Raw genomic sequence first — 13,365 nt, 5'->3', positions numbered from 1 at the left:
TCACTGGGGTGTTGAGGGGGTGACGAGGGCGGCGGAGACATTGCCCGCGGCGGTTGCGGTGACGACGATCTGCGGTGCGGTGGCCTGGGCCAGCGCTTCGGCGACGGCCTGGAGGGGGCGCAGGGATCCGGCTCCGGCGGGCTCCGCGGGGGCGCCGAGTGCGGCCTCCACCGCTCGGGCGACCGGGGAACCGTCACCTGTCAGGCGGACTTGGGGCCAGGACCCGTACGAGACCCCCGAGACCCCTTCGAGCAGCACGCCCAGTGCCGCCCGTACGTCCTCCGGAACGTCGGCCCGGCCCGGCGGCACGAACACCGAGCGCACCTCGACCCGCCCCAGTGCCCGGCGGCCCCCGGCCCGTACCGCCTGTGCGGGCTCGACGACCAGGGCGAGCGCACCTTCCTCGGCCGCGCCCCGGACGGTCACCGCCGCCTTGTCCGACTCCGGTGGCACGGCCTCGGTCGCCCCAGTCAGCAGCCAGTCCGCCCGCCCCGACCTCAGCGCGCGCAGCCCGGCCTGGAGCGCCTCGAGGCCGGCCGTCCGCGGCGTGTGCACGGCCAGGCTGAAGCCCTTGAGGGCGTGCTCCATCGCGATCCGGCTCGCTATGAGGTTCGGCGAGAAGTACGGGGCGGCGGTCGGTGAGAGGAGGTGGGCCTCGCCCGCGACCGTCGCCTGGTCGATCTCCGCGTGCACGCCGGCCACGGCATGGTTGGTGCCGACCGCGACCGCGCGCCGCTCCTCGGGGACGGCGAGCAGCGCGTCGCCGATGCCCTCCTGGGCCAGCGCCCGCTTGACCGCGGCCAGCAGGTACTGGGCGGACGGCGGCAGATGGCGGTAGCCGCGGCCGAGTTCGGCCCGCTGGTCGAACCAGCCGGTCCGGCCTGGCTGCGGCGGTGCGACGGCGTTCACGGCGGACACTACGAAGTTCATGAGGGCGCTCCGGTCAGGGCCAGGGAGATGTTGTTGCCGCCGAAGGCGTACGCGTTCACCAGCGCGACCCCGGAACGCAGTTCGGTGGCCTCGGTGGGCAGGTGCACCGGGCACTCGGGATCCATCGCGGCCGTCGCCGGATTGCCGGGCACCGTGCCGCGGTGGAAGCACAGGGCCGCGAGGACCGCGCCCAACACCCCGGCGCCGCCCGCCAGATGACCGATTACCGCCTTGAGGTTGTGCAGCGGAATCGCATCGAGCCGGGCGCCGAAGACGGCGCCCATCGCGGCGGCCTCGGTGCTGTCGTTGAGCCGGGTTCCGGTCGCGTGCGGCACGATCAGCGTGACGTCGTCGGGCCCGGCTCCCGCCTCCTCCAAGGCCGCCCGCATCGCACGTCCGGCCTGGGCGCCGGTGGGGTCGGGCGCGGTGGGATGGGCGGCGTCGCAGCTCCAGCCGGTGCCCGCGAGCCTCGCGTACATCCGGGCGCCGCGCGCCCGCGCATGGGCGGCGGATTCCAGTACGACGGCACCGGCGCCCTCGCCGAGCACCACGCCGGCCCGGTCCCGGGCGAAGGGCCGCGGCCGGTCGGGGGCGAGAGCGCCCATCTGGTTGAAGGCGGCCACAGTCACCCGTGAATAGGCTTCGGCGCCGCCCGCGACCACCACATCGGCCTCGCCCGAGCGGATCATCTCCGCGCCCATCGCGATGGCGTAGCCGCTGCCCGCACACGCGTTGCTCAGATTGACCGCCCCGGCCCCGGCGCCGATACGGGCGGCCAGAGCCGAGGCCAGCACGAACGGCGGCGAGGCGTCCGCCACCGGCGGCACCTGACCCGCCCGGGCCAGCTCGACCTGCCGGGCATCGCCGACGCTCGACCCCATCGCCACGGCGATACGGGCCCCGGGCACGGCACCGAGCCCTGCGTCGGCGTACGCCTCAAGACCGGCGTCCAGGGTGTAGCGGGTCGCGGGCGCTGTGTCCGGGGCCTCAGAGCCTGTCGGGCTCGCACCGGGCACCAGGTAGTACAGCGGCAGCGGAACCTTCAGATCCGGGTCGGGCACCCGGTCGGCGACGGCGGTGTCGCCGGCCCGCACCCCCGCCCAGAACGTCTCCACGCCCCGGCCGAGGCGGCAGACCACACCCAGGCCGGTTATGGCGATCTCAGTCACCGTGAACAACTCCCCGTCTACACAAACCCCGTGTTTCCGGGAGGACATTAGGCCGGGGAATCCCTCGAATCGGAGAACCGGCAGGAACCTGAAACGCCCTGGTGCGGAACGCCGGACCCGCTCTGCAGGAAGCTGTCAAGACCCCCGGCGGAACTCGGAGTTGCCCCTACGTTTCCTTCCGTCCGCAGAGCCCTGGACCAGGAAAAGGAACGGGCAATTCACATGCCATTCACGTCACTTACGGAAAAGCTGGCCGCACTCACCGGCACGACCACCGAAACCGAGGTGCGCCCCCGCTACGAGGGCAACAACATCAACACCTGGATCGGCTTCAAGCACGTCAACTACATGGTCGAGGAGGCTGTACTCGCGCATTTCCGCGCCGCGGGACTGCCCTCGCGCACCCTGTTCCAGGAATACGGTCTCGGCCTGGAGCTCGCCGAACTCGACACCCGTATCCTCAACGCCTTCCACCTGGACGAGACGGCCACCGCCACGGTCCGCCCCACCGGCGACGGCGCCTCGCTGGCCTTCGCGGTCTCCCTCTCCAAGGACGGGAAGAACAAGGACGTCACCGCCAAGGTGCGGGTCGCCCTGCGCCGTGAGCGCTATGTCGACCCCGCCGATTCCGTCCCTTCCGAGCTGGCCCCGTACGCCGTCGAGCGGATCGCGACCGCCGCGCCGGTGCGGGACGCCGAACTCGTCCCGAGCGCCGATCTCGGCCTGACCGCCACCCACCGGACCGACCCGCTGCTCAAGGAACTCGTCGAGGGCGGCAATGCCATCGCCTGGCGCTGGCGGGTCTCCTACCCGTACTGCCACAACAACGAGCGCCTGCAGATGTCCGGCTATCTGCGGCTGATGGAGGAGGCCAAGGACCGCTTCGTCGCCCATCGCGGCATCTCCATCAAGACCCTCCTCGACGAGCGCAAGTGGATCCCCGTGGTACCGCGCTCCTCGATCCGCTTCCTGGACGAGGCGCTGATGGAGGAGGAGCTGCACATCGTCTTCACCGTCGAGGACGTCTTCAAGGACCTCACCTACACCTCGCGGATGGACTGCTACGTGATCCGCGACGGCAAGCTCGTTCCCACCGCCACCGGCACCATCGTGCACGGCTACGCGGTGTTCTCCGACCGCAAGGACTGGGCGCTCGTCCCCTTCGACGAGCATGTCCTCACGGCCCTGCGGGGCGAGTGACCCACCGTGCCCGACTTCGTGCTGATCGAGTCGTCCGGGCCCGCCTCAGGACCGGCCGGCGCCCGGTTCCTCGACGACGCGGCGACGCTGGCGCGCTCCGGCCACCCGGTCCGGCTGGTGCTGGTCCAGGAGGGCGTCACCGCCGCACTGCCCGGCGAGCGGCCCGAACTGACGGAGTTCCTGTCGTACGGGTCGCACGGGGCCGAACTGTGGGTCGACCGGTATTCGCTGACCCAGCGCGGTCTCGAGGCGGCCCAACTGCCCGGGCAGGCCCGGCTGATCGGGATGGACGAGGTGGCGGGAGAGCTGCTGGCGCCCGGCACCAGGGTGGTGTGGCACTGATGTCGCGCACCCCGCAGACGGACGTACTGCTCGTCGTGATGGGCCCGCCGCACACCGGGGAGCTCACCACCTCGGTGTTCCGGCTGCTCCAGGCGCTCCTGGAACGCGGCGCCAGCGTCCAGGTCTGGGCCTGCGGCTACAGCACCATGCTCAGCCAGGAGGCGCTGGGCGAGACAAAGCCGGCCAATCTGCTCGACCGCTATGCGCAGTACCCGACCACCGTCGTGCTGATCCGGGAACTCCTGGAGGCCTTCCCCGGCCGGCTGCACTGGTTCGGCTGCCGGGCCTGCAGCGAGCACCGGGGCGCCACCGGGCACATCCCCGAGGTGCGCATGCGGGCGCCGCACACCTTCGGCGGCCATGTCCACGCCGCCACCAAGACGCTGTTCATGGGGGTGGCCTGATGGCCTCACTGGCGATCGTGGAGCGCGCCTACCGGGGAGCGGTCGAGGTCGCCTACTTCGACGCGCTCTTCCTCGGCATCGAGATCCACCGGCAGCTCGGCCTCGACCTGCTGCTGCGCGGCGAGGCCGTGACGTACGCGGTCGACGCCCCGCCGCCCGAACCGCTCCTGGTCGGCAAGCGCCTGCTGGACACCCTCGACGCGCCGCGCGCCGATCTGCTGAGGCTGCGCGATCTGGGCGTCGGGATCCGGGTGGAGAGCGAGGACCTGGCGGCCCTGGGGCTGAGTGCGGACCGGCTGATCGACGGGGCCGAGTGCGTGGCGGCGGGCGAGTTCACGGCCTGCTGGCCCGACTACGACCGGATCTTCTTCCTGTAGCCGCTACTTGTAGCTGCTTCCTGCAGCCGCGTACGTCAACGCCTCATAAACACACAGCCACTTCGAGAGGGAGAACAGACGGTGACAGAAGTCGTCATCACCGGTCTGGGCGCCCTGTGTCACCTCGGCGCGGGGGTGGACAGCTTCTGGCAAGGGCTGCTCGACCCCACCGCGCCGGTCGCGGCCCAGACCCCGGACCTCCTGGCCCATGTCCCCATCAGGGACTTCTATTTCCTGCCCGAGGGCGCCCTGCCCCCGGAGCCGGACACCGTCGACGGCTTCGCGGTCGGCGACGCCACCCGGGCGGCACTGAGCGTCGCCCGCGAGGCGGTGGCCGACGCCGGCCTCGACGTGCTCGCCGACGGCCGTACCTCCGTCGTGATGGGGACCTCCATCGCCGACGCGTACGTCATCGAGCAGTGGCGCGGCAGCAAGAGCTTCCCGGCGGACGACTCCTGGACGCCGGTGTTCTCCACCGCGTCCGTCGTCGCCCGCCATCTGGGCGCGGACGGCGCCGCCTGCACGCTGAGCAACGCCTGCTCGGGCAGCGGCTATTCGATGGCCATCGGCGCGGACATGATCCGCGCGGGAGAGGCCGACGCCGTCGTGGTCGGGGGCTTCGAGACGTACTCCCGGGTCGCGCACGCCGCCTTCAACCAGGTCGGCGCGCTCGATCCGGCCAGCTGCCGGCCCTTCGACGCAACCAGGGGCGGCACCGTGCTCGGCGAGGGCGCGGGCGCCGTCGTACTGGAACGCGCCGAGACCGCGCGGGCCCGCGGCGCCCGGGTGTACGCGACGCTGACCGGCACGGGGTGGAGCTGCGAGGCGTACCACGCGACCGGACTCGACCCGGACGGCACACAGATCGTGCGGGCGATGCGGGACGCGCTGGCCGAGGCGGACACCACGCCCGACGACGTCGACTTCGTCGTCCCGCACGCCACCGGCACCAAGCTCAACGACCTCGTCGAGACCCAAGCCATGTACGAGATCTTCGGCGAGCGGACCGCCCAACTGCCGCTCTACAGCCTCAAGGCGCTGATCGGGCACACCGGCGGCGCGTCCGGCGGCCTGGGCACGGTCGCCGCCGCGCTCTTCCTGCACCACGGTTTCCTCGCACCGAACCTGCCGGTCGCCGCCCCCGACCCCGACTGCCCGGTGCATGTCCCCGTCGCCTCCGACACCCCGGCCGGCCGGACCGCGATGGTCAACTCCTATGCCTTCGGCGGCAACAACATGTCCCTTCTGCTGCGGGGTGAACCGCGATGACCGCTGACGCTGATCTGGTGGTGACCGGCATCGGCGTGGTCACCGAGGCCGCCCTGGATCCCGAGGGGGAACGGACGAAGGGCTGGTTCGACCACCGCGCCGAGCTCGGCCGCGGCTACAAGTACCTGCCCAGGGCCAGCCAGTACCTCCTCGCCGCCACCGCACGGGCGCTCACCGACACGGGCGCGCAGCTCGCGGACGTTTCCGAGGACCATCGGGCGATCACCGTCGGCACCAACAACGGCATGTCCGAGCTGCAGGGCGAGTTCGACCGCACAGTCATCGAGGGCGACTCCACCCTGCTCAGCCCGGCCACGGTGCCGTACTTCTCGGTGAACCTGGTCGGCTCCCGGGTCGCCATGGAGCACGGCCTCAAGGGTTTCAGCCTCGGCGTGCACAGCCCCCGGGTGGCGGGTCTCGAAGCCGTGCAGCACGGCGTACGGGCACTGCGCGCCGGGCGGGCCCGCTGGCTGCTCACCGGCGCCGCCGAGTCCCCGCTCGACTGGTCCGAGCCCGGCTCCGCCGGCAGCGAGGACGGGGCCGTGGCCCTGGTCGTCGAGCGAGCCGAGGACGTCGCGGTACGCGGCGGCCGGGCCCATGGCCGGGTGCAGGTGCGCAGCTTCCTGCTCCCGCCGCCGGTGGCGGACTCACCCCAGGGCCAGGAGCAGGCCGAGCGGCTGCTCGCCGCCGCCTTCGCGGCCCTCGGCCTGGCCCGCAGGCGCCCCCAGGTGTGGCTGATCGGCGGGGACGACGCCGTCACCGGCACGGTCGAGGCCGCGCTGGGTGAGGGAGCGATCAGGGCCTCGGCCGGTGCCGGCTGCCTGGGGCCGGCCGTGCAGGTCGCGGCCCTGCTGCGGGAGGCCTTCGTCGAGCAGCTCGTGATCGGGGTCGCCGCACAGGGCAATGTCTCGGTCGCCCATGTGGTGCCGGGCTCGCGATGACGCATCCGAGCCATCAATGACCCACCGAACGAAAGGAGTTGAGCCCACCATGTCCGTGGCATTCGCCACCCCCCTGAACCGCACCGTCCAGACCCTCGAGCGCCGTCCCGACGGGGCCACCACCCGGCTGACCGTGGGCGCGGACGAGCAGGTCTTCCGCGGCCACTACCCCGACTTCCCGATCTTCCCCGGGGTCTGCCTGGTCGAGACCGTCCACCACGCGGCCCTGGCCAACCCGCCCGCCGAGGAGGGGCAGCCGGTACTCACCGCCGTGGAGTCGGTGCGCTTCCTCAGCCCCGTCTTCCCCGACGACGAGGTGACCGTCGAACTGGAGTGGAAGCTCAAGGCCGGTGCCTGGAAGGCACACGCGGCCCTGTCCACCCCCCGGGGCAGAACCGCCCAGATCCGCCTTGGCTACGAACTGCGGGAGGCGACGTGACCAGCACTGCGGGAGGCGTCGTGACCAGCACCGCGGAAGGCGCCGTGAACAGCACTGCACCAGGCATCGTGATCGGCATCGACCGGCTCAAGGAGACGCTGCCGCACCGCTATCCGATGCTGCTCGTCGACCGGGTCACCGCCGTCGAACCGGGGGTGAGCCTCACCGCGGTCAAGGCGGTCACCGCGAACGAGCCCTGGTACGCGCAGCTCCCCGACGACGCCACCGAGGACGACCACGCTTACCCGGTCGCCCTCCTGGCCGAGTCCTGGTGCCAGGCCGCCGGGGTGCTCGCGCTCTGGGAGCAGGCCGGCCCCGAGGAACTCGCGGACCTGGTCATGCTCTTCGGCTCGATCAGCGGCATCCAGGTCCACGGCCGGGCGCTCCCGGGGAGCCTGGTCGAGCACCGGGTACGCCATGTCCGCAGCGTCGGCACCACGCTGATCTTCGAGGGCGAGAGCCTCTTGGACGGTGCGCCGCTGCTGACCGTCGGCTCGATCGTCATCACCATGCGTCCGGGCGGCGAACTGGCCGCCGACGGGGACAACACCACCGAAGGAGAGCTGACCCATGTCTGAACAGACCCCCAAGGTGGCCCTGGTCACCGGAGGCTCCCGGGGCATCGGCCGCGCCTGTGTGCTGCGCCTCGCCCAGGACGGTCACGACGTCGCCTTCTGCTACTCCTCGCAGTCCGCGGCGGCCGACGAGGTACGCAAGGAGGCATCCCGTCACGGCACCCGGATCCTCGCCGTACAGGCCGACGTGGCCTCCGCGGATTCGGTACGCGGCCTCGTCAAGCAGGTCAACGAGCAGCTCAACCCCATTGACGTACTGGTCACTTCGGCCGGGATCGTACGGGACAACCCGTTGCTGCTGATGACCGACGAGCAGTGGAACGAGGTCGTCGACGTCAATCTCACCGGCACCTACAACGTCTGCCGCGCCGTCGCCTTCGACATGCTCAAGCGCCGCTCCGGGTCGATCGTCACGCTGTCCTCGGTGGCTGGCGTGTACGGCATCGCCTCGCAGACGAACTACGCCGCGACCAAGGCCGGGATCATCGGCTTCACCAAGTCGCTGTCCAAGGAGGTCGGGCGGTACGGGATCCGGGTCAACGCCGTCGCACCCGGCTTCATCGAGACGGACATGGTGTCGGGGCTCGACCCGGAGTACTCGAAGAAGATGGTCTCGGGCGTGCCGCTCGGCCGGATGGGTACCGCCGACGAAGTCGCCGATCTGGTCTCGTATCTGTCCTCGGACCGGGCCGCGTACATCACCGGTTCCGTGGTCCACATCGACGGTGGGATCGTCCTGTGACGCCCGTGATCCGCACCGTGGTGCCGGTGACCCTGACCGTCGCGCTGGTGGTGATCGGCGGCCTCCACCTCATCTGGGCGTTCTCGCCCTGGCCGCTGGACGACAAGGTGTCCTTCACCAGGACGGTCGTGGGCAGTGACAGCGGAGAGATGCCCCCGCCGGCGCTGTCCGCCCTCGTCGGTCTCGCGCTGATCGCGGGCGCCGCGCTCATCCTGATGGTCAACGAGACCCTCCCGGCGATCGGCCCCGGCTGGCTGCGCACATTCGGCGTCTACGGCCTGGCCCTCGTCCTGCTCGGCCGGGGCATCGGCGGCTTCCTGCTCAACTCGGGCGCCACCAGCGAGTTCCAGCGGTGGAACAACGCGCTGTACTCACCCCTGTGTGTGGCCCTCGGCCTGCTCGGCGGTGCGGTCGCGATTGCCGTGCGCAAGCGCTGAGCAGCGCCTCGCCGGCGGGGGAGGACGTCCCCGGCCCCCTCCGGTTGTGGGAAACACCACGTTAATTCTCGAACCATTCCCCATCAGAGAACTTCGGAGCCCGGCGCGATGGCCGCGCGGGTTACGTCAAAGCAAGCCCTTTCATCAAGGTCCGGAGTGGTGTCACAGCCGTTTTCCGGCCGACTTGACGAACCCTCATGTTTCCGCCGGGCAAATAGTTCAACTCTCACTGAAATGAAGTGCGTTGACTGTCTACTTTGCGCCACTGTACTGTTGGGTACGACTGAAGTTGTGATCATTACTTTACGTCGGGTCAGCAGTAGGGATTGAGCGATCGAGGCCCTGGTCGGGCCCCGGTCGCCGTTCCGTGCCACGGGGGTGGACGCAAAGTGTCTAATCGTGCGGAATTCACGCCACATTCCAGCGGCGAGGCGGAAATCGCGCTTCTGGAGATACGCTCGCTCATCGATTCGGTCTTCCCGAAGAACCAACTCACCTCGGCGGAAAGCGGCTCGCTGCTCACCACGACCGATGATGCCCACACGGCGCTTCAGGCGCTGGCCGATCAGCTCAGCAGAGCCGAGAGCCGCGTGGACGTCGTGCTGCCCTCGGACCGCTCCGGGGCCGGACTGCCGACCTTCGTGCTCTCCAGGGCGCCCAAGAGCGTGCCCGGCGGTGTCCGTATCCGCATGCTCGGATCCCAGTCCACAGCCGAGCAGTTCGGGCTGCTCGACCTCAAGCGACGGCGGCACGACCTGGAGATCCGGATCACCGACGCACTGTTGCACGGGGCCGTCATCATCGACGGACGCACCGTATTGACGCGACACGTGAAAGAAGGCACCTCGCATGCCGCGCGCGTGCGAGCACCGGCCGTGGTCCAGGCCTTCAACGCACTGTTCGCCGGTGCTTGGAAACGTGCGGTTCCGTTGTCACTGGACCGAATTCGCCACGAGTTCCCCCAAGAAATCCTCATCTGCCTACGTGAGGGCTACATAGACGAGGTGGCGGCCCGCGAGCTGTCGATGTCCGTACGGACCTACCGTCGGCATGTGGCGGAGATCATGCGCCTCCTCGGGGCAAACTCTCGTTTCCAGGCAGGCGTGTTCGCCGCCGAAGCGGGACTGCTGCGGAGCGAACGCAGCCAGGAGCAACAGGCCGGCTGACATTCCACTGGCTTGAACGCGGCAACATGCTTGAACGCAGCAACATGACATTCAAGTCGGCCACCTCGCTCCCGAATTCACTTCTCCTGTCAGTTTCTGGCCATTGCGCCGACCGGCCTCTTGGCGGCTGCCTAGCGTCCGACGCATGAACCGACTCCCTTGAAAGGGGTGCGCCGCCATGGGAAAGACCGCATTCGTCTTCCCCGGCCAGGGGTCACAGCGGGTGGGCATGGGGCTCCATCTGCTGGAGCAGCGGCCGGACTTGCTGGACACGTACTACAGGACGGCGGACGAGATCCTCGGCCTTCCGCTGTCCCGGCTCTGCTGGGAAGGCCCGGAGGAGGTACTGCGTGACACGTCCGTCACCCAGCCCGCCGTCTTCCTGACCAGCATGGCCACCCTTGACGTCCTGCGCGAGCAGGGCATCGAGCCCGATCTCGTCGCGGGCCACAGCCTCGGCGAATACACGGCCCTGGTGAGCGCGGGCGTACTCGACTGGACCGACGCGCTGCGTCTGGTGCGCCGCAGGGGCGAGCTCATGGCCGAGGTCAACGCCGAAGTGCCCGGCCGGATGGCAGCGGTCATCGGCCTGGATCTGGCCACGGTGGAGGCTCTCTGCGCACGTGCCGCCGCGGAGACCGGCCAGATCGTCGAGGTGGCCAATGACAACGAGCCGGGACAGGCCGTCGTGTCCGGGCAGGACGGCGCGGTGGAGCGCGTCTGTGCCGACGCACGGGACGCGGGCGCCGTCAGGGCGGTCGTCCTGGAGGTGGGTGCGCCCTTCCATTCCAGCCTGATGGCCGGAATCGAGGAGGAGTTCGCCGCCGAACTCGCCAAGACCGAGCTGCGCGCTCCGCGGGTGCCGGTGGTCTCAGGAGTCACCGCGGACCTGGTCGGCTCGGCCGATGACATAGATGACATACGTGGCTGCCTGCGCCGCCAGCTCGCGGGCCGGGTCCGCTGGACCGGCGCCGTGCGCACGCTGACCGCCGCCGGGGTCGGCAGGTTCGTCGAAGTGGGACCGGGCAATGTGCTCTCCGGTCTGTGCCGGCGGATCGCGCCCGACGTGCCGGTCAACACGACGAAAGACGCACGCAGGCTCGCCAAGACCATCGCACTCGCCGGCCATGAGCTCGCCGGCCACGAGCTCGCCCGGCCCGGCACCGCGGCATGAAGGGGGACACGGGGATGCACATCGTCTCTGAGACCGAGGAGAGTACCGAGGAGAGGTCCGTACCCGATGCCGGGGTGCGGGACCTGGGCACCTGGCTGGACGAACTGACCGAGCTCAAAGGCCTGGTCAGGCAGGGCCCCGACCCTGCCGCCACCGAGCGCCAGCACGCCAAGGGCAAGCTGACGGCGCACGAGAGGATCGAACTGCTCCTCGACGAGGGCTCGTTCACCGAGATCGAGGCGCTCCGCAGGCACCGGGCGACCGGCTTCGGCATGGAGCAGCGCCGCCCGTACTCCGACGGCGTGATCACCGGCTGGGGCACGGTGCACGGCCGCACGGTCTTCCTGTACGCGCACGACTTCCGGGTGTTCGGAGGCGCACTCGGCGAGGCACACGCCCAGAAGATCCACAAAGTGATGGACCTCGCCGAGGCGGCCGGCGCCCCGCTGATCTCGCTGAACGACGGAGCGGGCGCCCGCATCCAGGAGGGCGTCACCGCGCTCGCCGGCTATGGCGGCATCTTCCGCCGCAACACCCGCTGCTCCGGGGTGATCCCGCAGATCAGCGTGATGCTGGGGCCCTGCGCCGGCGGCGCCGCGTACTCCCCGGCGCTGACCGACTTCGTCTTCATGGTGCGCGGCACCTCGCAGATGTTCATCACGGGTCCCGATGTGGTGCAGGCGGTCACCGGAGAGCGGGTGAGCCAGAACGAGCTCGGTGGCGCCGACGTCCACGCGGGCACCTCAGGTGTCGCGGCCTTCGCGTACGACGACGAGGAACAGTGCCTCGAAGAGGTCCGCTATCTGCTGTCCCTGCTGCCCTCCAACAACCGTGAACTGCCCCCCAGGTCACCGGTGTCGGACTCGCCGGTCCGCAGCACCGAGGCGCTCATCGACCTCGTACCCGCCGACCCCAGCCGCTCCTACGACATGCACAAGGTGATCGAGGAGATCGTCGACGACGGTGAGCACTTCGAGGTCAGCGAGCGCTGGGCGGCCAATGTCATCTGCACGCTGAGCCGCCTCGACGGCCATGTCACCGGCATCGTCGCCAACCAGCCGGGCAGCATGGCCGGGGTCCTCGACATCGAGGCCTCGGAGAAGGCCGCACGCTTCGTCCAGTTCTGCGACGCGTTCAACATCCCCCTCGTCACCCTGGTGGACGTGCCCGGCTTCCTGCCGGGCGTCGGCCAGGAGCACGACGGCATCATCCGACGCGGCGCCAAACTGCTCTACGCCTACTGCAACGCCACGGTCCCCCGTATCTCACTGGTCCTGCGGAAGGCCTACGGCGGCGCCTACATCGTCATGGACTCGCGTTCCATCGGCGCCGATCTGTCACTGGCCTGGCCGTCGAACGAGATCGCGGTGATGGGCGCCGAGGGCGCCGCCAACGTCATCTTCCGCAAGGAGATCGCGGCCGCCGACGACGCGGACGCGGTACGCGCTCAGAAGATCAAGGAGTACCAGAACGAGCTGATGGGCCCGTACTACGCGGCCGAACGCGGCCTCGTGGACGATGTGATCGACCCGGCGGAGACCCGCTCGATCCTCATCCGCTCACTGGAGATGCTCCGCACCAAACACGCCGACCTGCCGTCGCGCAAGCACGGCAACCCGCCGGTGTGATGGCGATGACGACACATGCTCCCCACCTGACGGTCGTACGAGGAGATCCCGACCCGGAGGATCTCGCGGCACTGATCGGCGTGCTCATCGGCAGCGGCCGGAGCGGGCCGGACCCGGTGGATCCCAGTCCGCTCCGCGCGGGGTGGGACCGCGCATACCGCGAGGTCAGCCCTCAGGCGGGATCCTGGAGGTCACCCCGATGACACACAAGCCGCGCAAGCCGCCCAAGCAGCGCAAGCCACGCAGCCTCGCGTTACGAGAGCAGCCCACGGGCAGGCTCTCGATGCGCAAGGTGTTGATCGCCAACCGTGGCGAAATCGCTGTCCGTGTCGCCCGGGCGTGCCGAGACGCCGGTATCGCGAGCGTGGCGGTGTACGCCGAGCCGGACCGGGACGCGCTGCATGTGCGTGCCGCGGACGAGGCGTTCGCGCTGGGCGGTGACACGCCGGCCTCCAGCTACCTGGACATGGCCAAGGTGCTGCAGGCGGCCGCGGACTCGGGGGCGGATGCCATCCATCCCGGCTACGGCTTCCTCTCGGAGAACGCGGAGTTCGCGCAGGCGGTGGGGGACG

Annotated in this window: 17 protein-coding genes; 15 read left to right on the top strand and 2 right to left on the bottom strand. The window is 70.1% G+C overall.

The window, feature by feature from the left end:
• Positions 1-930, bottom strand: a complete 930-nt coding sequence (locus tag G5C60_RS33445) for a beta-ketoacyl synthase N-terminal-like domain-containing protein (RefSeq protein WP_165264775.1) — start codon at positions 928-930, stop codon at positions 1-3.
• On the bottom strand, positions 927-2,099 hold the full coding sequence (locus G5C60_RS33440) for a beta-ketoacyl synthase N-terminal-like domain-containing protein (protein WP_165264774.1): 1,173 nt from the start codon (positions 2,097-2,099) through the stop codon (positions 927-929). The genes G5C60_RS33445 and G5C60_RS33440 overlap by 4 nt, the downstream gene beginning before the upstream one ends.
• A gap of 222 nt (positions 2,100-2,321) precedes the next feature.
• Between G5C60_RS33440 and G5C60_RS33435 the strand changes: the two genes are divergently transcribed.
• From G5C60_RS33435 to G5C60_RS33365, 15 genes are all read left to right on the top strand, one after another.
• Complete coding sequence (locus tag G5C60_RS33435) at positions 2,322-3,299, top strand: thioesterase family protein (RefSeq protein WP_165264773.1); 978 nt, start codon at positions 2,322-2,324, stop codon at positions 3,297-3,299.
• A 6-nt stretch (positions 3,300-3,305) separates the two neighbouring features.
• Entirely contained in the window at positions 3,306-3,641 is a 336-nt protein-coding gene (locus tag G5C60_RS33430; protein WP_165264772.1) for a DsrE family protein, read from the top strand.
• Positions 3,641-4,045: a hypothetical protein gene (locus G5C60_RS33425; protein WP_165264771.1), complete on the top strand. Its 405-nt coding sequence runs from the start codon at positions 3,641-3,643 to the stop codon at positions 4,043-4,045. The genes G5C60_RS33430 and G5C60_RS33425 overlap by 1 nt, the downstream gene beginning before the upstream one ends.
• Positions 4,045-4,422: a hypothetical protein gene (locus tag G5C60_RS33420; protein WP_165264770.1), complete on the top strand. Its 378-nt coding sequence runs from the start codon at positions 4,045-4,047 to the stop codon at positions 4,420-4,422. The genes G5C60_RS33425 and G5C60_RS33420 overlap by 1 nt, the downstream gene beginning before the upstream one ends.
• Positions 4,423-4,503: 81 nt before the next feature.
• Positions 4,504-5,691, top strand: coding sequence for a beta-ketoacyl synthase N-terminal-like domain-containing protein (locus tag G5C60_RS53775; protein ID WP_165264769.1), 1,188 nt, complete (start codon positions 4,504-4,506; stop codon positions 5,689-5,691).
• Positions 5,688-6,632: a beta-ketoacyl synthase N-terminal-like domain-containing protein gene (locus G5C60_RS33410; RefSeq protein ID WP_165264768.1), complete on the top strand. Its 945-nt coding sequence runs from the start codon at positions 5,688-5,690 to the stop codon at positions 6,630-6,632. The genes G5C60_RS53775 and G5C60_RS33410 overlap by 4 nt, the downstream gene beginning before the upstream one ends.
• A 49-nt stretch (positions 6,633-6,681) precedes the next feature.
• Positions 6,682-7,071: a 3-hydroxyacyl-ACP dehydratase FabZ family protein gene (locus G5C60_RS33405; protein ID WP_165264767.1), complete on the top strand. Its 390-nt coding sequence runs from the start codon at positions 6,682-6,684 to the stop codon at positions 7,069-7,071.
• Positions 7,068-7,649: a 3-hydroxyacyl-ACP dehydratase FabZ family protein gene (locus tag G5C60_RS33400; RefSeq protein ID WP_338146009.1), complete on the top strand. Its 582-nt coding sequence runs from the start codon at positions 7,068-7,070 to the stop codon at positions 7,647-7,649. The genes G5C60_RS33405 and G5C60_RS33400 overlap by 4 nt, the downstream gene beginning before the upstream one ends.
• Positions 7,642-8,388 carry a 3-oxoacyl-[acyl-carrier-protein] reductase gene (gene fabG / locus G5C60_RS33395; protein ID WP_165264766.1) on the top strand — a complete coding sequence of 249 codons (747 nt, stop codon included), beginning with the start codon at positions 7,642-7,644 and terminating at the stop codon, positions 8,386-8,388. Before G5C60_RS33400 ends, fabG begins: the two co-directional genes overlap by 8 nt.
• On the top strand, positions 8,385-8,825 hold the full coding sequence (locus tag G5C60_RS33390; protein WP_338146008.1) for a DUF3995 domain-containing protein: 441 nt from the start codon (positions 8,385-8,387) through the stop codon (positions 8,823-8,825). Before fabG ends, G5C60_RS33390 begins: the two co-directional genes overlap by 4 nt.
• 326 nt (positions 8,826-9,151) lie before the next feature.
• On the top strand, positions 9,152-9,991 hold the full coding sequence (locus G5C60_RS33385) for a helix-turn-helix transcriptional regulator (protein WP_165264764.1): 840 nt from the start codon (positions 9,152-9,154) through the stop codon (positions 9,989-9,991).
• Positions 9,992-10,169: 178 nt separating this feature from the next.
• Positions 10,170-11,165, top strand: coding sequence for an ACP S-malonyltransferase (gene fabD, locus G5C60_RS33380; protein ID WP_165264763.1), 996 nt, complete (start codon positions 10,170-10,172; stop codon positions 11,163-11,165).
• Positions 11,166-11,179: 14 nt separating this feature from the next.
• Positions 11,180-12,793 (top strand): acyl-CoA carboxylase subunit beta, encoded by a 1,614-nt coding sequence (locus G5C60_RS33375; RefSeq protein WP_165264762.1) that lies wholly within the window; start codon positions 11,180-11,182, stop codon positions 12,791-12,793.
• 5 nt (positions 12,794-12,798) lie between these two features.
• Complete coding sequence (locus G5C60_RS33370; protein ID WP_206440304.1) at positions 12,799-12,996, top strand: acyl-CoA carboxylase subunit epsilon; 198 nt, start codon at positions 12,799-12,801, stop codon at positions 12,994-12,996.
• Between the two features lie 80 nt (positions 12,997-13,076).
• The coding region (locus tag G5C60_RS33365) for a biotin carboxylase N-terminal domain-containing protein (protein ID WP_277611409.1) at positions 13,077-13,365 on the top strand (289 nt) is incomplete at its 3' end.

The organism is Streptomyces scabichelini (assembly GCF_011045015.1).
Taxonomy (GTDB): domain Bacteria; phylum Actinomycetota; class Actinomycetes; order Streptomycetales; family Streptomycetaceae; genus Streptomyces; species Streptomyces scabichelini.
Note: the sequence above shows the minus strand (reverse complement) of the source record. Positions and strands in the feature narration are given on the sequence as shown.

Bases quoted from the DNA above. Each gene is read 5' to 3' on its own strand.
- G5C60_RS33405 (WP_165264767.1), top strand. From the start codon at position 6,682: ATGTCCGTGGCATTCGCCACCCCCCTGAACCGCACCGTCCAGACCCTC.
- G5C60_RS33445 (WP_165264775.1), bottom strand. From the start codon at position 930: ATGAACTTCGTAGTGTCCGCCGTGAACGCCGTCGCACCGCCGCAGCCA.
- G5C60_RS33370 (WP_206440304.1), top strand. From the start codon at position 12,799: ATGACGACACATGCTCCCCACCTGACGGTCGTACGAGGAGATCCCGAC.
- G5C60_RS33435 (WP_165264773.1), top strand. From the start codon at position 2,322: ATGCCATTCACGTCACTTACGGAAAAGCTGGCCGCACTCACCGGCACG.
- fabD (WP_165264763.1), top strand. From the start codon at position 10,170: ATGGGAAAGACCGCATTCGTCTTCCCCGGCCAGGGGTCACAGCGGGTG.
- G5C60_RS33410 (WP_165264768.1), top strand. From the start codon at position 5,688: ATGACCGCTGACGCTGATCTGGTGGTGACCGGCATCGGCGTGGTCACC.
- G5C60_RS33420 (WP_165264770.1), top strand. From the start codon at position 4,045: ATGGCCTCACTGGCGATCGTGGAGCGCGCCTACCGGGGAGCGGTCGAG.
- fabG (WP_165264766.1), top strand. From the start codon at position 7,642: ATGTCTGAACAGACCCCCAAGGTGGCCCTGGTCACCGGAGGCTCCCGG.
- G5C60_RS33375 (WP_165264762.1), top strand. From the start codon at position 11,180: ATGCACATCGTCTCTGAGACCGAGGAGAGTACCGAGGAGAGGTCCGTA.
- G5C60_RS33425 (WP_165264771.1), top strand. From the start codon at position 3,641: ATGTCGCGCACCCCGCAGACGGACGTACTGCTCGTCGTGATGGGCCCG.